At 66.7% G+C, this 18,868-nt stretch carries 15 protein-coding genes; 5 read left to right on the forward strand and 10 right to left on the reverse strand.

The window, feature by feature from the left end:
* Nucleotide 1: 1 nt before the first annotated feature.
* A complete protein-coding gene (locus F0U63_RS10450) occupies nucleotides 2-1,453 on the forward strand; it encodes a hypothetical protein (RefSeq protein ID WP_395845745.1) in 1,452 nt (483 codons plus the stop codon).
* A 40-nt stretch (nucleotides 1,454-1,493) separates the two neighbouring features.
* Here the strand turns inward: F0U63_RS10450 and rimO are convergent, their stop codons facing one another.
* Genes rimO through F0U63_RS10470 form a run of 4 tightly spaced genes read right to left on the reverse strand, consistent with a single transcriptional unit; the run spans nucleotide 1,494 to nucleotide 6,184 of the window.
* Nucleotides 1,494-2,867, reverse strand: coding sequence for a 30S ribosomal protein S12 methylthiotransferase RimO (gene rimO / locus F0U63_RS10455; RefSeq protein WP_395848351.1), 1,374 nt, complete (start codon nucleotides 2,865-2,867; stop codon nucleotides 1,494-1,496).
* Nucleotides 2,868-2,910: 43 nt separating this feature from the next.
* Nucleotides 2,911-4,023, reverse strand: coding sequence for a hypothetical protein (locus tag F0U63_RS10460; protein WP_395845746.1), 1,113 nt, complete (start codon nucleotides 4,021-4,023; stop codon nucleotides 2,911-2,913).
* Between the two features lie 4 nt (nucleotides 4,024-4,027).
* On the reverse strand, nucleotides 4,028-4,525 hold the full coding sequence (locus tag F0U63_RS10465) for a YajQ family cyclic di-GMP-binding protein (protein ID WP_395845747.1): 498 nt from the start codon (nucleotides 4,523-4,525) through the stop codon (nucleotides 4,028-4,030).
* A gap of 15 nt (nucleotides 4,526-4,540) precedes the next feature.
* Nucleotides 4,541-6,184 (reverse strand): ribonuclease J, encoded by a 1,644-nt coding sequence (locus F0U63_RS10470; RefSeq protein ID WP_395845748.1) that lies wholly within the window; start codon nucleotides 6,182-6,184, stop codon nucleotides 4,541-4,543.
* Nucleotides 6,185-6,382: 198 nt separating this feature from the next.
* Here F0U63_RS10470 and F0U63_RS10475 point away from each other — a divergent pair, with 198 nt between their 5' ends.
* Both F0U63_RS10475 and F0U63_RS10480 read left to right on the forward strand, forming a co-directional pair.
* Nucleotides 6,383-7,204 carry an SDR family oxidoreductase gene (locus tag F0U63_RS10475; RefSeq protein WP_395845749.1) on the forward strand — a complete coding sequence of 274 codons (822 nt, stop codon included), beginning with the start codon at nucleotides 6,383-6,385 and terminating at the stop codon, nucleotides 7,202-7,204.
* A 59-nt stretch (nucleotides 7,205-7,263) separates the two neighbouring features.
* Nucleotides 7,264-7,719 carry a hypothetical protein gene (locus tag F0U63_RS10480; RefSeq protein ID WP_395845750.1) on the forward strand — a complete coding sequence of 152 codons (456 nt, stop codon included), beginning with the start codon at nucleotides 7,264-7,266 and terminating at the stop codon, nucleotides 7,717-7,719.
* A gap of 8 nt (nucleotides 7,720-7,727) precedes the next feature.
* On the opposite strand, the gene F0U63_RS10485 is transcribed toward F0U63_RS10480, so the two are convergent.
* The 3 genes from F0U63_RS10485 to F0U63_RS10495 form a co-directional block, all read right to left on the reverse strand.
* Nucleotides 7,728-8,540 carry a class I SAM-dependent methyltransferase gene (locus tag F0U63_RS10485; RefSeq protein WP_395845751.1) on the reverse strand — a complete coding sequence of 271 codons (813 nt, stop codon included), beginning with the start codon at nucleotides 8,538-8,540 and terminating at the stop codon, nucleotides 7,728-7,730.
* Between the two features lie 92 nt (nucleotides 8,541-8,632).
* Nucleotides 8,633-9,373 (reverse strand): hypothetical protein, encoded by a 741-nt coding sequence (locus F0U63_RS10490; RefSeq protein WP_395845752.1) that lies wholly within the window; start codon nucleotides 9,371-9,373, stop codon nucleotides 8,633-8,635.
* Between the two features lie 108 nt (nucleotides 9,374-9,481).
* Nucleotides 9,482-14,401, reverse strand: a complete 4,920-nt coding sequence (locus F0U63_RS10495; RefSeq protein WP_395845753.1) for a TIR domain-containing protein — start codon at nucleotides 14,399-14,401, stop codon at nucleotides 9,482-9,484.
* A 176-nt stretch (nucleotides 14,402-14,577) separates the two neighbouring features.
* On the opposite strand from F0U63_RS10495, the gene F0U63_RS10500 reads away from it, so the two are divergent.
* Nucleotides 14,578-15,723 carry a hypothetical protein gene (locus tag F0U63_RS10500; protein WP_395845754.1) on the forward strand — a complete coding sequence of 382 codons (1,146 nt, stop codon included), beginning with the start codon at nucleotides 14,578-14,580 and terminating at the stop codon, nucleotides 15,721-15,723.
* Nucleotides 15,720-16,154: a hypothetical protein gene (locus F0U63_RS10505; protein WP_395845755.1), complete on the forward strand. Its 435-nt coding sequence runs from the start codon at nucleotides 15,720-15,722 to the stop codon at nucleotides 16,152-16,154. Before F0U63_RS10500 ends, F0U63_RS10505 begins: the two co-directional genes overlap by 4 nt.
* Nucleotides 16,155-17,011: 857 nt before the next feature.
* Here F0U63_RS10505 and msrA read toward each other — a convergent pair.
* The 3 genes from msrA to F0U63_RS10520 form a co-directional block, all read right to left on the reverse strand.
* Entirely contained in the window at nucleotides 17,012-17,782 is a 771-nt protein-coding gene (gene msrA / locus F0U63_RS10510; RefSeq protein WP_395845756.1) for a peptide-methionine (S)-S-oxide reductase MsrA, read from the reverse strand.
* A gap of 157 nt (nucleotides 17,783-17,939) precedes the next feature.
* On the reverse strand, nucleotides 17,940-18,392 hold the full coding sequence (locus F0U63_RS10515; protein ID WP_395845757.1) for a hypothetical protein: 453 nt from the start codon (nucleotides 18,390-18,392) through the stop codon (nucleotides 17,940-17,942).
* Nucleotides 18,393-18,583: 191 nt separating this feature from the next.
* Nucleotides 18,584-18,802, reverse strand: coding sequence for a hypothetical protein (locus F0U63_RS10520; protein WP_395845758.1), 219 nt, complete (start codon nucleotides 18,800-18,802; stop codon nucleotides 18,584-18,586).
* Nucleotides 18,803-18,868: the final 66 nt, after the last annotated feature.

The raw sequence follows: 18,868 nt of genomic DNA on the forward strand, positions 1-18,868 counted from the left end.
CATGGCACGCGCACGTCTCGCGGCCCTGTTGCTGCTGCTCGCCGGCTGTCACCAGGCCGCTCGGCCCGTCGCCACCGAGACGCCGGGCACCCTCGTGGGCCAGACGCTGCCCCTGTTGCCCTCGCCCCACCTGCGGCTGGTGGTGGAGGGGCACTTGAATGGCCGCGCGATGCCGGTGGTGCTGGACGTGGCCCGCGCGCTCTCCGCGGTGTCCTCGGGGTGCTGGGATGAGAAGCGGCCCGTGCCTCCTGTCACGGGCATGGCGCGCGTGCCGGATGTCTACGCCGGCCTCGGGGGCATCCGCGACTGGCCCCTGGTGCGCGTCTCGGGGCTGCGCGTGGGCGGCGTCCTCCTGGGTCCTCGCGGCATGGGCCTCACCGGGGAGCAGGCCTGCGCGGTGACGCTCGGGGCGGACGTGCTGGCGCCCTATGCCTTCACGGTGGACCCCCTGCGCCGGGAGGTGTCCTTCGAGAAGTCCCGTCCCCGCGACGCCTGGCTGGCCGAGGCCGCCGCGGCGGGCACGGCGTCGGCCGAGGAGATTCAAGTGCTCGAGCTGACCCGCGAGCCCGTGGGGGACTGGCCGCTGCTGGCAGCGCGGGTGACGCAAGGCGAGTCCGTGCTCACGGGGCCCTTCGTGCTGGGCACGCGCGAGCCCTTCTCGAGGCTCGCCCTGGGGCCCGCGGAGGCGCAGGGGCTGCACGGCCTGGAGACCACGGCCGGACTGCCCCCGAGGGCCTTCCTGGTGGACGCGGTGGAGGTGTCCTCGGGCGTGGGCGTGGCGCCGCTGGTGGTGGAGGCCGGGGTGGGGTGGAAGAACCCGACCACGCTGGGCCGCCTGGGCGCGGACGTGTGGGGCCGCTTCCGCGCCACGGTGGACGTGCAGGGCAGCACGCTGGTGCTGCGGCGGCCCCGCGTGGTGACTGTCGAGGGCCGTCAGCGCTGCGCGCGCCCGGGGGCCTCGGCCGCGCCGGAGGAGCCTCGCGAGGAGGCGTGCTTCGCGCTGCACGTGCGGCGCGGCGCGGGAGAGCGCACGGCCGTCACGGGGGCGGTGTTCCGGGATCTCCCCGGCGGCGGGCGGGTGCACCTGGAGCCGCTGGGCGAGGATGGCAAACCCCTGTCCCTGGAGTGCCAGGTGGGGTTCTCGTTCTCGCCCACGAGCCGGGGCGTGACGACGCAGCACCTGGTGCCGTGGCCGAAGCTGGCGCAGTCCATGCCCGAGTGCGCGGAGGCCCTGCGGTCCGTGCGCGGCTACGCCCTGGCGCTCTTCGAGGAAGGGCCTGTCGCCGAGTGCCCCAACGCGTGCGTCTTCGTGCACCAGCCGAGCACCCGGCGCACCGTGTGCGAGTGCCAGCCCACGCCCCTGGGCGACGGGGCCGTGCTGCCCCAGCGGAGCAACACCCCCAGGCCGCCGACGAAGAGGGAGCGCGAGCTGGAGCCCGAGGATCCCCACTGACGCCGCCTCGAGGGGCGGCGCCGGGTCTCACTCGGGGCGGTTAGCGCGGAGCCGCCGCCACCGGCAGCGGGAAGGACTCGCGGGGCTTGAGCACCCGGTCCTTGGGGTTGGGCCGCTCGACCACCTTGCCCACCAGGTCGTAGTCGTGCGCCTCGGTGATCTCCAGGGTGACGAACTCGCCCGGGTAGGCGAGGCCATCGTTGATGTACACCTGCCCGTCGATCTCCGGCGCCTGGCCCTCGTGGCGGCCCACCAGCAGGTGCTCGGACTCCTCGCTGGGGCCCTCCACCAGCACTTCGATGCGCTGGCCCACGAGCTTCTTGTTCTGCTCGCGGTTGATGCGCTTCTGGATGGCCATCACCTCGCGCCAGCGCCGCTCGATGGTCTGCTTGGGCACCTTGTCCGCGTAGTCGTACGCCGCGGTGCCTTCCTCGTCCGAATACTGGAACACGCCCAGCCGCTCGAAGCGCTGCTCCTTCACGAACTCCTTGAGCAGCTCGAAGTCCTCTTCCGTCTCGCCCGGCAGGCCGACGATCATCGAGGTGCGCATCACCAGCCCCGGCACCCGGGCGCGCAGCTTGGTGAGCAGCTCCTTGAGGAACTTCGAGTCCCGGCCACGCTTCATCGACAAGAGCAGCTTGTCGCTCGCGTGCTGCAGCGGCATGTCCAGGTAGCGGGCGATCTTCTTCTCCGTGGCCATCAGCTCGATGAGCTCGTCGGTGAAGACGCGCGGGTAGGCGTAGTGCAGGCGGATCCACTTCACGTCCACCTTCACCAACTCGCGCAACAAGTCGTGCAGCTTGGGGCGGCCCGGCAGATCGTGCCCGTAGGCCGTCAGGTCCTGCGCCACCAGGTTGAGCTCCTGCACGCCCGAGTCCGCGAGCTTGCGCGCCTCGGCGACCACGTCCTCGATGGTGCGCGAGCGCTGGCCGCCGCGCAGCGTGGGGATGATGCAGAAGGCACACGCGTTGTCGCAGCCCTCGGAGATCTTCAGATAGGCCGTGTACGACGGCATCGAGTTCTCACGCGGCGTCTGCGCGTTGTGGATGTAGTCCGGGTCCGGAATCACCTGACGGGGACTCGCCTCGGCGGCGAGCAGGTCGCCGATCTGCGCGTAGGCGCTGGTGCCGAGGAAGTGGTCCACCTCGGGCATCTCCTTGGAGAGCTCGGCGCCGTAGCGCTGCGACAGACAGCCGGTGACCACGAGCGTGCTGCACGCCCCCGTCTTCTTCAGCTCGGCCATCTCCAGGATGGAGTCCACGGACTCCTGCTTGGCGGGGCCGATGAAGGCACAGGTGTTGACGACGATGACCTCGGCGACGCTGGGATCCTGCACCAGCGAATACCCCCGCTGCTTGAGGGTGCCGAGCATCACCTCGGAGTCCACCCGGTTCTTCGGGCAGCCGAGGGTCATCATGTAGAGATTCTTGTTTCCAGAAGAGGCGTGCACGGGACTCCTACCGCATTCCAAGTTCGGTCCGCTCGAAGTGATCCTCACTCCAGGCGAAGTTGACGGTCGGGCCGTTCGAGTAACTGATGCTCAACGAGCCCGTTTCATCCAATTCCAGGGACGTGGCGCGTCCCAGGGCGCAGGTGGCGGCCGGCCACTCGAGCACCCGCTGCGCCGTCTTTCCCTTCACCAGGTAGACCCCCAGGCGCAACTCCTTCTCCGAGTCACAGGTGCCTCCGGCGTAGGGGTTCTCCCCCGAGAGCACCAGCACGAGGGGCTTGCCCCCAGGCAGGGTGAGCGTCTCCGGGACATTCACCCCGGCCTCGCTCGCCTTGAACGGCCGGGGGGCGACGAGGGATTCCAGCGAAGCGGGCGTCAGGGGGGCGTCTGCCTCCACCCAGGCCGGGTAGTGGAGCACGCCGTATCCGAGCCACCCTCCCGCGCGGCCTTCCAACCCCGTCACGCCCTCGGGCGGCTTGAGCTTGAGGCCCCGGCGGAACTCGTCCGGCAACCGGAGCACCTCGCCCACCATGCCGCCGCTCTTGCAGTTGGAGACGGCGGGCGGCTGGGCACCGGTGTCCACGTCGTCGTAGGTGAGGCACAGGTCGAGGTTGAGCGCGTCCACGGCGGGAATGCGCGGCAGGGCCCGGGCGGGAATGGCCACCTCGAAGACGAGCCGGTCGTCCTGGCGCTGCACGCTCGTGTCCACCAGCTTCTGGGCGAACGCGGAGGTGCCGCTGTCGGGCGGCGAGGCGCGCTTGCCGTCGAAGGCGAAGCGGAAGACATGGCCGCTCGCGGTGGCGCCCGCGTCCGGGAAGAAGAGGGTGAGGGTGAGCACATCCCCGGACTGGGGCTGATCATCCGTGGCCTCCACGCCCACGTAGAGCGTCTCCTTGCGCCAGCCCACGCGCGCGGTGAACGACGCGCTCGCCTCCAGAGCCGCCGGGGACTTGAGGGTGAGCGTGGCGGGGAAGTCCTTGAGATTGCCGTCCAGCTTGGGCTCGCGGCCGAGCGCGGGCACCGCCTTCACCTGGCGCGGCTTGGGTTCGGAGGACTCCTGGGCGGCGGCCGACAGGGGGCACAGCGCCGCGAGCATGGCGGAGACGAGGAGGGGGCGCATGGCGTCAGTCCCGGAAATTGGTGAACTGCATGTCCAGCTTCAGCCGATCCGCTTCCCGGCGGAACAGGGCGATGGCCTCCTGGAGGTCATCCTTGTTCTTGCCCGTCACCCGGAGCTGGTCGGCCTGGATGGAGCCCTGCACCTTCATCTTGGAGTCCTTGAGCAGCTTCACCAGCTCCTTGGACTTCTCCACGGGGATGCCCTGCTGCAGCTTGATGAGCTGCTTGCAGTTGGACAGGCCCGTCTTCTCGATGGGCTCGTACTCCAACGCCAGCAGGGAGATGCCGCGCTTGGCGAGCTTGGCCAGGAGCACTTCCTTGGCCGTCTGCACCCGGTCCTCGGTGTTGGCCTTCACCGTGAGCGACGTCTTGTCGGGGGCCAGCACGATGTCCGCCTGGGCGCCCTGGAAGTCGTAGCGGGTGGTGATTTCCTTCTTGGCCTGGTTGACCGCGTTGTCGAGCTCGGCAAGGTCGATTTTGGAGACGACGTCGAAGGATGGCATGGCTGGGGCCGCTTATCACACCTTGAGGACCATCGGCACCACCACCGGCCGCTTGGTGCTCTGGAGCCGGAAGGCCCGCCGCACCGCCTTCACCAGTTCCTCCCGCACCCGGGCGTCGTCCCCTCTCAGCTCCCGCGACATCTCCAGGAAGAAGCCCCGGGCGTCCTCCGCCACCCGCGTGAGCAGCACCTGCTCGTCCAGGTTGAGCCCCTGCGACGTGAGCTGGGGGCCCGTCAGCACGTTGAGGCTCGCCCGCTCGATGACGAGCGCCGCCACGATGATGCCCGTCTCGGCCAGCCGGGTGCGCTCCTGGAGGATCTCCTGCGTCACCTGCCCCTGGCCGAAGCGATCCCGGTAGATGCGCCCGGTGGGCACACTGCCGGCGAAATGCCCCCGGCCCTCCTCGAACGCGAGCAAGTCCCCATCCTGCGCCAGCAGGAGCTGCTCGGGCGCGAGCCCACACTCCCTCGCCGTGGTCAGATGTCGGTGCAGGTGGTGGTACTCCCCATGGATGGGGACGAAGTTCTTCGGGCGCACCAGCTCCAGCACGCGCCGCTGCTGGGGCTGACTCGCGTGGCCGGACACGTGCACGCCGGGCTCCAGGTCCGGGTAGACGACGCGGGCGCCGCGCCACAGGAGCTGATCGATGAGCCCGGACACGGCGCGCTCGTTGCCGGGGATGGCGCGGGCGCTCAGGACGACGAGGTCATCCGGGCCCAGGCGCAGGGGGCCATCGCCCGCGGCGAGCTGGGACAGGCCCGCGCGGGGCTCGGCCTGGGAGCCGGTGGCGAGCACCAGGGTGCGCTCGGGGGGCAACACGGCGGCGTGCTCGGGCGGGACGAAGAGCGAGTCGGTGACGCCGGGCAGGTAGCCCAGCTCGCGCGCCATCTCGATGTTGCGCACCATGCTGCGGCCGAGCGGCACCACGCTGCGCTCGAGCTTCTGGGCGAGCTCCAGCACATGCCGCACGCGGTGCAGGTTGGAGGCGAACATGCCCACCACGATGCGGCCCTTCACGTCGCGGAAGAGCCGCTCGAAGGTGCGCTCCACGTCGCGCTCGCTGCCCGTCTCGTGGGTGCGCTCGGAGTTGGTGGAGTCGGACAGGAGGCAGAGCACGCCCTCGTCCCCCAGCTCGCCCCAGCGCTCCAGGTCCGTGCGCAGGCCGTCGATGGGGTCCGGATCCAACTTGAAGTCCCCGGTGTGGATGACGGGGCCCTCGGGGGTGCGGACGATGTAGCCCACGGCGTCGGGCACGGTGTGGGTGACGCGGCAGGCCTCCACGGTGAAGTGGTTGCCCACGCGGAAGGGGTGGCGCGGCTCGATTTCCCGCAGGTCCGCCTCCACGCCCAGCTCGTGGAGCCGGTGGCGCAGCATGCCGAGCGTGAAGCGCGTGGCGTAGACGGGGACCTTCAGCTCGTTCAGCAGGAAGGGCAGGGCGCCGATGTGGTCCTCATGGCCGTGGGTGAGCACGATGCCCTGGAGGAGCGAGGCGTTCTTTCGCAGGTGGGTGAAGTCCGGGACGATGACGTCCACGCCCTGGTTGCTCACCGGCGGGAACATCAAGCCACAGTCGATGAGAAGCATCTCCCCGCGGCAGGCGATGACCATCGCGTTGAGGCCGATCTCTCCGAGCCCACCCAGGGGGATGACGTGGAGCATGTTCCTACATCATAAGGGCCGAGGACCAGGCTGGCCGCAGGAATCTGCTCTCTCCCTTGCTCGGGGGAGGAGCCCTCTGGAGCGGGGAGGACTCCGAGGAACGGATGCCGTGACGCGCCCCTGGCGCTCCCTGGCGGGACGAAGTAGGCAGGCCGTGGACCGAGGCTCCGAACGGGAGCCCCCGCGAAAGGACCCGCTGTGAGCACGCTCAAGGGCAAGACCCTCTTCATTACCGGCGCGAGCCGGGGCATCGGCCTGGCCATCGCCCTGCGCGCGGCGCGCGATGGCGCCAACGTCGTCGTCGCCGCCAAGACGTCCGAGCCCCATCCCAAGCTGCCCGGCACCATCCACTCGGCCGCCGAGGAGATTCAAAAGGCCGGCGGACAGGCACTCCCCCTGATGGTGGACATCCGCTTCGAGGACCAGCTCCAGGCGGCGGTGAAGCAGACCGTGGAGCGCTTTGGCGGCATCGACATCCTGGTGAACAACGCCAGCGCCATCAGCCTCACGGGCACGCTGGAAACGCCGATGAAGAAGTTCGACCTGATGTTCGGCGTGAACGTCCGCGGCACCTACGCCACCACCCAGGCCTGTCTGCCCGCGCTGCTCAAGGCGAAGAACCCGCATGTGCTCACGCTCTCGCCGCCGCTCAACATGAAGGCCAAGTGGTTCCAGAACCACGTGGCCTACACCATGGCCAAGTACGGCATGAGCATGTGCGTGCTGGGCATGGCCGAGGAGTTCCGCGACCAGGGCGTGGCCTTCAACGCGCTCTGGCCGCGCACCACCATCGCCACCGCCGCCGTGAACATGCTCGGCGGGCAGGGGATGATGGAGGCCAGCCGCACGCCGGAAATCATGGCCGACGCGGCCTACGCCATCCTCACGCGCGACAGCCGCTCGTGCTCCGGCAACTTCTTCCTCGACGAGGACCTGCTGCGCGAGCAGGGCGTGAAGGACTTCGACAAGTACCTCGTCAAGCCGGGCACCCAGCCCCTGCCGGACTTCTTCATCGACTGAGCCTCGCGGGCCCCACCTGCTAGGGTGCGCCTTCGCCGTGGGTCGTTCCGGGAGGGCGCATGTCGTTCGTCTTGTTCTTCTTCAAGGTCTTCGTCTTCAACCTGCTGGTCAGCAAGCTGCTCGGGCTCGCCCTGACGCCCCTGGTGAAGCGGGCTCTCTCCGAACAACCCTCCGTGGGGGAGGGCGCGGGAGCCCCCCAGAAGCTCGCGACCCAGGATGGGAGCGCGTTCGTCGTGCTGGCCGCCCTGTGCTTCCTCCAGGGGCTCATCGTGGCGGCTGCCCTCGGGCTGTCCCTCCAGTCGCACCCCGACGCCTGGCGTCCGCTGTGGTACGTCGTGGGCGTGGGGTCCTTCCTCCCCGTGAGCCTCGCCGCCTACCCCAAGGGCGACACGCGCGCCCGGACTGGGCAGATCCTGGGCTACCTCGGCTCGCTCTCGGGCTACATCCTCGCCTCGCTCTGGCCCGGGGTGGTCCCCGGAGTGCTCCTGGTCGTGTCGCGGGTGCTCGCCGTGTGAGCCGGTGCTCAGGCCCGGCCGACCGCGCGAACCCAGGCGGAGTAGAACACGGCGTCCTTCGCCTTCTCGACGCGCACCAGCTCCCGCTTGAGCTTGTTGATGGTCTTGCGATCCACCCGTCCCGCCTTGAGCAGCGCGGGCGCGGCGCTCAACAGGACCTTCTCGAAGACCTTCGTGAACCGCTCCCGCTCCTTGGCCTCGCGCGAATCGAAGTGGAAGGATCTGACCTCCGTTCCGACCTTGCGGAAGCCCGCCTCGGTCAGGAGGTTGCCGAGCGATGCCCCGACGAAGGGATGCCCGCCGGTTTCCCACTGGTGGTCGTTGAACTCGAACCAGTATTTCAGCAGCGCGGGTGAGTAGGGATTGACGAAGAAGGTCTGGTTGAAGACCTCGCTCACGAAGACAGGCGCGTTCTTCTTCAGCCGGCTCCGGGTTTCCTTCAGGACCTTCAGCGGATCCTTCACGTGCTCCAGGAACCAGCAGATGTAGGCGCCATCATAGGCATTGGCTTCGAGCGAGGAGAGGTCGGAGGCGTCGGCCTGGAACAGCCGGACGCGCCCCTCCGCGAGCTCTCGCTTGAGGTAATGACGGGCGGCCTCGAGTTGCTCGGGGACGAGGTCCACCCCGTCGATGGTGATCCCGGGGAAGCGCTTCAAGAGGATCTTGGTCTGCGCGCCCACGCCGCAGCCCACTTCGAGGATCCGGCCCTTGGGCTTGAACTCGACACCCGGACGGACCCACTTGTCGAGGTAACGGGCCTGTTCGATCAAGCGCTCCTGCTCGACGGGGTCATAACCGTGGATGTACTCCTGCTTTTTCACGAGGCCTCCCTTGCCCATGAGGGTGGCCCCGCGAGGTTGCCGCCCGCAATCCCCTTCGCGGGCAGTCATCCGCTCCCGAACGTATGCCCGGCTCAGGGCTGGACGGAGCGCGGCTGCGGGTCCGGCTTCTTGACGGGCACGTAGCACTTGCCCTGGTACTCGGCGGTACTGCGTGGGCAGGGAGCGGTCTTCGCCAGTTCGTTCCAGCAACCGCCTCGTATCTCGACCTGCGCTTCGGGAATGCACGGCGGCTTGCGCTGCTCCTTGAAGGCAGTCTCTGGCATCGGGTAGGCGATGGCGGAAAAGGCGGTGGTGTCCTGGTCATCGGAGAAGACGATGGCTTCGACAGACGTATCGCCTGTACCCATGTGCGTGGTGTCCCGAAGCCAGAGCAGGAGCGCGAGTCCCGCGGCCAGCGCCAATCCCGCGCCCGCGAGTCCCCATCGCCTCGCCTTGTGTCGCGGGGATGTCGGCCGGGGCTCGCGCGCGAAGTGGGCCCGTACGTCCGCCCGCCCGTCGAGCTGGGCCAGGGCGCCCGCGAGCCGGATGAATCCCAGGGTCATCTCGTGGAACGTCGGGAGCTTCGCCCCGGCCGAGCGTTTGGGGTGCACGACGAAGGCATCCGGCCCGGTGAAGCTCGTCGTCTGCGTGCTCCAGGGGGTGGACGTGCTCCAGTCGTCACCCGTGCCTGGCATCACGACCAGCGCGGGCTCTCCCGTCTCGACGTGGTGGGCCTCATAGAGTCGGCCTTCGTCCTCGGGGACATCCGGGAATCGCTCACCGACTTGATACGGGCCCAGCCGACGTCCCTTCCACTCCGATGCGTCGCTCATGTCCGCGTCTCCTCTCCTACTCCTCCTACTTCGGATGTAGGACGCCTGTACAGACCCGGAGAGTCAGGATCGGTGTGAGGACGAGGTGCAAAACGGGACGGTCTTGCATCAAACGGGCAGTGGGCCCATAGCTTCAGCGGGCAGGAGCCGAAGCCGCCCGGTGGCGGGATCCGTCCAGCTCCAGCCCAGCCAGCGCCATGCTTCAGCGGAGGCATGGAGAATGCGCCCGCTGCGGATATCGATCGATGCGAACTGCCACTCTGGAAGAATCTGGCCCGACCATAAGCACAGACCCGAAGCGGCGTTCCACACCTTGAGGGAGGCGTCGCTGGAACCCGAGAGGATGTGCTGGCTGTCCGGACTCCATGCGCATGCATTGACTGGAGCTGAATGGCCGGAGAGGGTGAGGAGGCAGGAGCCGGAAGCGGCGTCCCACACCTTGAGGGAGGCGTCGCTGGAACCCGAGAGGATGCGCTGGCCGTCCGGACTCCATGCGCATGCGTAGACTGGAACTGAATGGCCGGAGAGGGTGAGGAGGCAGGAGCCGGAAGCGGCGTCCCACACCTTGAGGGAGTCGTCTTCGGAGCCCGAGAGGATGCGCTGGCTGTCCGGACTCCATGCGCATGCATTGACTGGAGCTGAATGGCCGGAGAGGGTGAGGAGGCAGGAGCCGGAAGCGGCGTCCCACACCTTGAGGGAGGCGTCGCTGGAACCCGAGAGGATGCGCTGGCTGTCCGGACTCCATGCGCATGCGGTGACTGAATCTGAATGGCCGGAGAGGGTGAGGAGGCAGGAGCCGGAGGCGGCATCCCACACCTTGAGGGAGTCGTCGAAGGAGCCCGAGAGGATGCGCTGGCTGTCCGGACTCCATGCGCATGCGGTGACTGGAGCTGAATGGCCGGAGAGGGTGAGGAGGCAGGAACCGGAAGCGGCGTCCCACACCTTGAGGGAGTCGTCTTCGGAGCCCGAGAGGATGCGCTGGCCGTCCGGACTCCATGCGCATGCGGTGACTGGCGCTGAATGGCCGGAGAGGGTGAGGAGGTAGAAGCCGGAAGCGGCGTCCCTCACCTTGAGGGAGGCGTTGCTGGAACCCGAGAGGATGCGCTGGCCGTCCGGACTCCATGCGCATGCATTGACTGGAGCTGAATGGCCGGAGAGGGTGAGGAGGCAGGAACCGGAAGCGGCGTCCCACACCTTGAGGGAGGCGTCGCCGGAACCCGAGAGGATGCGCTGGCCGTCCGGACTCCATGCGCATGCGTAGACTGGAACTGAATGGCCGGAGAGGGTGAGGAGGCAGGAGCCGGAAGCGGCGTCCCACACCTTGAGGGAGGCGTCGCTGGAACCCGAGAGGATGCGCTGGCTGTCCGGACTCCATGCGCATGCGGTGACTGAATCTGAATGGCCGGAGAGGGTGAGGAGGCAGGAGCCGGAGGCGGCATCCCACACCTTGAGGGAGTCGTCGAAGGAGCCCGAGAGGATGCGCTGGCTGTCCGGACTCCATGCGCATGCGGTGACTGGAGCTGAATGGCCGGAGAGGGTGAGGAGGCAGGAACCGGAAGCGGCGTCCCACACCTTGAGGGAGTCGTCTTCGGAGCCCGAGAGGATGCGCTGGCCGTCCGGACTCCATGCGCATGCGTAGACTGGCGCTGAATGGCCGGAGAGGGTGAGGAGGCAGGAGCCGGAAGCAGCGTCCCACACCTTGAGGGAGTCGTCTTCGGAGCCCGAGAGGATGCGCTGGCCGTCCGGACTCCATGCGCATGCATTGACTGGAGCTGAATGGCCGGAGAGGGTGAGGAGGCAGGAGCCGGAAGCGGCGTCCCACACCTTGAGGGAGGCGTCGCTGGAACCCGAGAGGATGCGCTGGCTGTCCGGACTCCATGCGCATGCGGTGACTGAATCTGAATGGCCGGAGAGGGTGAGGAGGCAGGAGCCGGAAGCGGCGTCCCACACCTTGAGGGAGGCGTCTTCGGAGCCCGAGAGGATGCGCTGGCCGTCCGGACTCCATGCGCATGCGGTGACTGGCGCTGAATGGCCAAGAATGACCGACAGGGTCGAGACTCCCTCCTGGAATGATGGCTTGAGCTGACGTCCATCTATGGATGTCGCGAGGTGTTCCCATCCATCTGGCAGTTGGGCTTCGGCGAGGCCCACACGGATCCACTGGCAGCCATCGATTTGGGTGCCACGTAGATCTGCGCTCACCAGTGAGCCCTCCCGCCATTTCAGCCCGCACCAATCACTTCCTGGGGCCTTCAGTCGTAGTGCGCTCACGTTCATGAACAAAGCCTGCCGAGCCTGAGAGCCGGTGAGGTCAGCATCCGAGATGTCCACGAAATTGACCCGGGTCCGATTGAGCCGAGCACCTGAGAGATCGACTCCACGCAGATCCAATAGTTGGGTGGGTCCGTGGCCCCTTATGTGCCATCCCTCTAGATTCGCCCCAGCGAGTTTCACCCGCGTAGGTGAGGGGGCTGGGTATCCACGCGCCAGGGCTCGTAACCAGTAGGCGAACGCGAGCACGGCGGCGCGCGGACTCTTGCCTTCCAGCAGCGATTCCAATGCACGCAGAGCCGTGGGGTGGGGTTCAAGGGCCAGCATTTCGCCCAGGAAGTCCAGCGTCTCCCTTGAGACCATCGGTAGGTCCCAACGGTCCAATCGGCCCTCCGATAGCGCATGCACCAAATAGGCCGCCAGGAAGTACTCCTGCAAAGATGTATGAGCGAAGCGAAAGTGCTTCTCGTCCGTGGTGCCGCGCAGCACGAAGGTGGCGGTGCGCAGGTCTTCCTTGAGTACGGTACGATCCTTATGTCCGTAGATGCTGGTGAGGGTGGGCGATGCGGTGAGGACGTCATCGAGCCAATCCTCAAGTCGATCCGCATCCCATTGCTTACGATCCTCACGCCAGAGTGCGGCGGCGAGGTCCTCCATGAGCCGGCGTTTGTGGGCGGGGTCGATCTGGTGTTTTCCATCATCGCGGCTGAGCCAGGAGCGGACGACGAGCTCGTATAGCCGGGCAGCGTTCACCTGCTCTCCCCGGGCCCTGAGATCCTCCAGCGCGCCGAGTTGTCCACTGATGAGGTACAGCAGGTAGGGCCGCTGCGCGAGTTCCCGGAGGTTGTGGATGGATGCAATGACCTCGAAGGCTCGGTTCGCGCCCAGCTCATTGCCTAGCAACGACTTCAAGTAGGCCCGAATCTGTGGCTCGGTAAAGGGCAGCAAGCAGAGGGCGGGAAACCGCTGGCGCTCCAGACCCTCGCGATCCTCGCCAATGAGCATCGAGTTCTGATCCCAGATATCACGGAAATAGTGAGCACGGCAGGAGATGAGGAGCTTCCCGCGCCGAATTCCGGGGGATGCTGGGCTCGTGGCATCAGGCAGCGCAGCCCAAAGAGTGCGGATGAATTCACGGGCACGGCCAGGTGGCAGGTGGACAATCTTCTCGTCCAGGCCGTCGAAGATGACGAGGGCGCCCTCCTCGCGGATGAGGCGCAGCAGATCCTGGGGGGTGAGGCTGCGGTCGCGCAGCTTCCAACTCCGCTGGATGACGCTGGCGAGCAACTGCTCGATGGTGGGGATGCTGTCCCGGGATTCACCGATGTAGTCGCGCAGGTCTACGTAGATGGGGAGGGGCAATCCTGGTGTGGACTGACGCTCCTTGAGGAGAAGACGGGTGAGCTGTTTGAGGGTGGTGGTTTTGCCAATGCCATACTCGCCCAGGAGGGCGAAGAATGGCGGAGCCTTGGGGTTGGTTGCCCAGGCCTGTAGTTCGGCGAGGGCGTCGCTCGCCTGCTCAAGGGATGTGGATTCGTGGCTCGAACGGTCGAGTCGTTCTAGAGCGCCAAGGTTCACAAGCTTGGCCCGGAGGCGCTGGAAGTGGCGGGTGTCTTCCGGTAGCGGGAGCTGGTCGGCGAGGGCGTCTGCGGTGCTGAGCTCCTTCCCTCCAGGTGGAGAGGGCGCTCCGGGTCCAGGAGAGGGGGCGAAGAATGCATCGAGCCGCTTCTCGATGGCGACGTAGAGCTGTTGGATGAACTCTTGCTTCTTGGAGGAGCCTGTCAGCTCACTGAAAAAGCGCGCCTCGATTTGCACGCTTCGAGAGCGGAAGATCTGCTGTTCTTGCAGGCCCTTGAGATCCTGCCTCTCGAAGGACACGGGTACGACTCCCACGGGGAGGACGGGCTTGAGCCTCGGGTCGTTCGACGACCCAACGAAGTGGGGCAACTCGTGCTCGCCAATGAACTTACTCGCGAGAAAGGCGGGACTGAGCAGCAGGAGGCCGAAATGACACTCGTCGATGGCCTTCTGGATGCGATCCCTCCAGCCCTCACCCACGAGGATGTCCTGATCCGTCCAGGACTGGAGCTCGTATTTCTTGGATGAGGCGAAGCGGATGCGGAGCTGTTTGATGATCGCCTCGAAGTGCGTCTTGTCCTCGTGCGCGTAGGAGACAAAGAGCCGGACGACCTTCTTTCCCGAGGCGAGGGCGGTCCCGGTCGTGGCGATCCCCTTGGAGTGGATCAGGGGCTTGTCCTGGATGTCGGCCGTGAGCTGCTGGGAGTAGCGCTCCGCCTGCGCCATGGCGGGATCAGTCCCGGTGAACCAGCAGTGACGCTCCGTGGGGGGATTCTTCTTCTTGGTGTCGACCTCGAAGCGCAGTCCGAGGTTGGGACGGCCCTCTTCCGTGGCGGCGTCGTTGAGCCGTTTGCGGAAGGAGGTCAGGGCCGTCTGGGCCTTCTGCGTGTCCACGTTCGGGAAGAGCGCCGTGAGGCAGTCCGACAGCCGGATGTCCTCCCGGACAGACAGACCCACCAAGGCATCGAGGCGCTCCCGATCGGACTTGCCGAGTTCTTCCCGCCAGGGGCTGACGGCGGCGCGGAGGGCTTCGCCCCACAGCTTTGAGTGAGTCGTCATGGAAACAAGGAAGTACGCCTGTTTCCAGGAGGATACAAGAGCTGGGATGATGATTTTGACGATTCGTTGATGATTTAGCGCGCGGCCTTCCGGGTGGAACTGCGACCCGGCTCGCCCCAAGGGTCGTCCCTGGAATCACTAGAAGGAGTGGATGCCGAGGCTGGGAGAGGGAGGTCGGCTGCGCGGCACTCCCGGCTGGATCTGTGCCCTCGCGTGATGTGGGGACGATTCACACCTGCTTGCGTCAGACCCATTGGGTTCCATGCAGCTCACCCAACCACACGAAAGGGAGAGCAGTGCTTCAGTGGAAACCCGTGCTCCTTTGCTTGCTCGCCGTATCGCTCGCGGCTTGTGAGGCCCCCGAGGCCAACACACGTACGAGCAGTGCTGACGCGAAATCGTTCTTCATCGACCAGGATGCATCCCCCGAGGACCTGTACTTCGAAGTGGCGCGCCTGCACTCGGCGGGGCTGGTCGACAGCGGCCGCATGAGGGCTCTCCAGGCGAGTCTGGACGAGGTGGATGCCCGGTACGAAGGTTCCGAGGAGCATCGCGAGCAACTGCGCCAGGTCATCGCCACCACGCTCCGCCGCACCTACGACGAGCTGCGGCGCGGGGAAGACCGGGCATTGGTGGAGGCGCGTGAGGGCAAGGCCTACGCCCAGAGGCTGCATCAAACGGGCGTGCGCGAAGCTCAGCAGTACGCGGAAGGCTCTCTGTTCGTCGCCGGCATGCTGGGCGTGCCCACCAGCAAGGGAGATGTCCTCCTGATGGTGGCCGTCCCTGTTGGTGGGCATGTCGTGATGAAGATGGCGGGGGTTGCCCTCAAGCATGTTCCCTTCCTCCTGCGCAGGTTCAGGACAGCCGACGAGGTGGTGGAGGGGGCGAAAAAACTCGGTTTGCGCCCACGCTACGTGTCCACCCGGGAGGAACTGCGTCAACTCGAAGGTGACGCAGCGGCAACGGCCCTGGATAACCTCCCTTCGCATGTCGGCGCGCGAGGGGGTCGGAATGTTGGGAAGGAGAATCGCTGGAACCCCTCTGCCCGAAATGACAATTGTACGGCCTGTGTTGCCTCCGTCATCCGCAACAGCCTGGAGGGGTACTTCAAGTATTCAGCCGATGAAATCGAGCGGCTCTTTGGTTACACCGGTCGTGAGCGTCGTTTCACTCCTCAGGACAGTCTCGATTACCTCGCGCAGGCCACGGGGATGAAGGCCAGCCCACAGCCTGTCTCCATGCTCGACAAGGGCGCCCCTGTGGGCCACTATGCCGTTTTCACCCGCTGGGAGGATGGCAACTACCACCACGTCGTCTACGGCAGAGTTACACTCACAGGCCAGGTCAACATCTTCGATCCGCAGACCATGGAGCACATGACCTACCAGCAGATGTTGAAGAAGCATGGCAAGGCGATGCCGTATCTTCTGGAGGTACGATGAGCGACCAGCGGTTCTTGTGTGAATACTGCGGCTACTCCTCCGACAATCAGGAGCGATGCAGCCACTGTGGACGTGACATCGCAGACCAGTTCACCCGGCCCGCTGGGTTCAAGATTCCCCTTCAGGGCAAGCTGCTCATCCGACTGTCCTCGCCGGGTGATGCCGAGTTCATCTGGAAGGAACTGGCCGAACGTTGGGACAGGCTGGAGCAGGAAACCAATCTCGGACTCCTGCCTGGCCAGATGCGGAAGTTCCCGCCTGCCGGGGACACGCTCGAACTCTATGGTTCCGAGTTAGAGGTTCGTCCCGTGCAGGAGGTTCTGAATGGGCGCGGCACCGTCGAGTTCCAGGAACTTCCTCGCGAGCAGATTCCCCACAGGCCGAGGTACGAGCCTCCTCGTCCTCCTACTGTTCCCCGGAACAAGCGTTGAGAGTTGCTCGGATGCTGGAGTCACCCCTACCGCTTAGGCTTGCCGCCTTGCTGATGTCGCTGGTGGCGCTGTCCAGTTGCAGCCGCTCCAATTCCGAGTCCGGTTCGTCCTCTCCCGTGGACTGTCGGGAGGACCTCGACTGTTTCATCGCTCGCGCGTCGGCTTGTCTGCCGACTGCGGTCGTCCATCATGAGCGGCATACCCCGCCGGGATTGACGATTCGCATTACTACCCGTCATGAGTTGATCGGCCGAGTCCAGGGGCGCTGCCATCTTCGCCGGACTCGGCTCGCACTTGACGTACAAGCCGCACCAACTGATGGCTCCGAGCAGAGTGACAACCTCCAGCCCTCCGAAGAACTCGTCCAACAGGCTCTCGCGAACCTTGGGCCCCGTGGGCAGCCTTTGATGCAGTGTCTCTACACCGAGACTCAGACGGCCGAGGTGATGCGTCGGCTTCAACAGGGACTGGCCGCCCCCAGTGACCTCGAGCCTTGCTACCCCGGGGACGGAAGTTGTGGAGAGGTTCCCCTCCTGGCTCCGGGTTGTGTTCTCGGGGAGTGTCTCCTCGGCCGGTGGACCTTCACCTGCGAAGCCAACAGAGGACGGGACATCTACCGCTGCGAAGGAAGTCGGCTTTCTGATGTCAGTCGTGGATGCTGGTCGCGGTGCAACAAGGAGGGGCGTGAGGAGGTGGAGTGTCGCCCGCCTCGCCTCAAAGGCCATCAGGAGGGCGGGGCTTCCATCATTGCTCCAGGGACGCCGGGGGTGCGCGGTCCCTGAACAGGTGCCGACAGACGGGTGCGCCCGCAGCCGCAGTGGTTGGTTGGAACGAGGTCCGCGCCGCGGGGCCCTCGCTCACTCGCGCATGTAGTGGCAGGTGTAGCCGCCCGGGTTCTTCACCAGATAGTCCTGGTGGTACTGCTCGGCCGGGGTGAAGTCGCCCGCGGCGGTGATCTCCGTGACGACGGGCCGCTTCCACTTGCCCGAGGCATCGACCCGGGCCCTCACCTTCTCGGCCACCCGGCGCTGCTCGTCCGACAGGTAGAAGATCGCCGAGCGGTACTGCGTGCCCACGTCGTTGCCCTGCCGGTTGAGCGTCGTCGGGTCATGCATGCGGAAGAACCACTTCTCCAGCAGCGCCTCGTACGTCAGCAGCTTCGGGTTGAACACCACGCGCACGGCCTCCGCGTGCCCCGTGCGCCCCGTGTGCACGTCGTCATACGTCGGGCGGGAGAACAGCTTCGCCCCGCCCGTGTAACCCACCTCCGTCTCGATGACGCCCGGAATCTTGCGCAGCAGATCCTCCATCCCCCAGAAGCACCCTCCCGCCAGATACGCTGTCTCCCTCGTTGCCTCCTCGTTCGTGCCCTTCGTCGGCGCCACCGGTGCCACCGCCTCTCGCGGCGTGCCCGGTGCCATGCCTTCGCCCGTGGACTTCCGGGCGTCCTGGCTCCGCGCGGTGGAGGCGGTTTCGGTGCTGGGGGCATTCGTGCCCGGCGGGGCGCCGTGCGCCTCGGTGCACGCGCTCAACACCCCGAGCAGGGCCAGCATCGCGGGCAACAACCGGCGCGGCACCCCCGGCGAGGCGCGGCGGGCGAGGGGAGGGACAACGGGGTCGGGTGACATGGATTCGAGCCTCCGGACGCGCCCGGCGCGGGCGCTCTCTCCTTTGTACGCGGGAGCCCCTGGCTGGTTTCAGCCTTCGTTCACGCCCACTCCCCACCGGGCAGGCGGGCGGGTCATCCCGCTCCCGCATCCTGGCGCTCGACGCCGGTTCGCCCTCCTACCTCCGCAGCTCGGGGAAGAGGTCGATCGATTCGGGCGTGCAATAGAACGAGGTGCTCTTCACCGCGGATTCGGCCCCCGTGCTGTCGCGCACCTTGAACTCCACCTGGACCAGGGCACTGTCCGAGGAGGACGCGGAGGGCGCCTCGCAGTAGAGGACATGGGTCCAGGCGAGCTCGGACCAGGGCAGGTTGACCCTCCACTCCCATTGATCGGGCAACTGGTACGCCTGCTGCCAGAGCGGCGTGAGGGGGCCACTGCCGCCCTCGGCGTAGGCCGAGCAGCTGATCTGCTGGAGGGAGATGCGCGCGCAGCGGAGGCTGGAGACCGTGAGCGCGGCATCCACGTTGCCCAGGGACTCTCCAGGGGACACGGACGTGGACTCGACGGGGACACCGCACGCGCTCAGCAGCAGCGTGGACAGGAGGAACCGGCGGAAGGGAGGGGGCATGGGGGGGGCCGCGGCGGGAAGGGGTGGAACGACGGTCCGCGGGGCGCTCACGGCATCAAGCAGGTAGTCAAGGAGAGGTGGGCGGGGGTTTCAAGCCCCCGCGCATGTTTCCTCGCGTCTGATGAATGGGTGGACGAGCGCCGCGAGTGGAATGGGCCCCATGGCTGCTCGTGCGTGCGTGCTCCGCGGGCTCAATCTGGCGGCTCCAGGTAGTTCCCGTCGCTATCGGTGATGGTGTCCATCGCGTATCCCTCGGGCGGCTCGTTGGGCCCGGCGTTGGCCTTGCCCGCGGGGGTGGATGGGATTGCATCTGGCTCGGCTGAACGCTGCTCCTCTGGCCGGGCGCCCTCGCGGGGCGGATCGGAACCAGGGGGAGCCGTGGCGCCACGTTCCTTTTCCGACTCTTTCATGTGTGGACCTCCTGCTGGTGCAACTCCTTGAATTTGCCCATGGGGCGACTGGTTCGAGCAGGAGCC

This window comes from Cystobacter fuscus, assembly GCF_044360685.1.
Taxonomy (GTDB): domain Bacteria; phylum Myxococcota; class Myxococcia; order Myxococcales; family Myxococcaceae; genus Cystobacter; species Cystobacter fuscus_C.

Excerpts from the sequence above, each read along its gene's own strand:
- F0U63_RS10450 (WP_395845745.1), top strand. The coding sequence starts at position 2 with ATGGCACGCGCACGTCTCGCGGCCCTGTTGCTGCTGCTCGCCGGCTGT.
- rimO (WP_395848351.1), bottom strand. The coding sequence starts at position 2,867 with ATGACCCTCGGCTGCCCGAAGAACCGGGTGGACTCCGAGGTGATGCTC.
- F0U63_RS10460 (WP_395845746.1), bottom strand. The coding sequence starts at position 4,023 with ATGCGCCCCCTCCTCGTCTCCGCCATGCTCGCGGCGCTGTGCCCCCTG.
- F0U63_RS10465 (WP_395845747.1), bottom strand. The coding sequence starts at position 4,525 with ATGCCATCCTTCGACGTCGTCTCCAAAATCGACCTTGCCGAGCTCGAC.
- F0U63_RS10470 (WP_395845748.1), bottom strand. The coding sequence starts at position 6,184 with ATGCTCCACGTCATCCCCCTGGGTGGGCTCGGAGAGATCGGCCTCAAC.
- F0U63_RS10480 (WP_395845750.1), top strand. The coding sequence starts at position 7,264 with ATGTCGTTCGTCTTGTTCTTCTTCAAGGTCTTCGTCTTCAACCTGCTG.
- F0U63_RS10490 (WP_395845752.1), bottom strand. The coding sequence starts at position 9,373 with ATGAGCGACGCATCGGAGTGGAAGGGACGTCGGCTGGGCCCGTATCAA.
- F0U63_RS10505 (WP_395845755.1), top strand. The coding sequence starts at position 15,720 with ATGAGCGACCAGCGGTTCTTGTGTGAATACTGCGGCTACTCCTCCGAC.
- msrA (WP_395845756.1), bottom strand. The coding sequence starts at position 17,782 with ATGTCACCCGACCCCGTTGTCCCTCCCCTCGCCCGCCGCGCCTCGCCG.
- F0U63_RS10515 (WP_395845757.1), bottom strand. The coding sequence starts at position 18,392 with ATGCCCCCTCCCTTCCGCCGGTTCCTCCTGTCCACGCTGCTGCTGAGC.
- F0U63_RS10520 (WP_395845758.1), bottom strand. The coding sequence starts at position 18,802 with ATGAAAGAGTCGGAAAAGGAACGTGGCGCCACGGCTCCCCCTGGTTCC.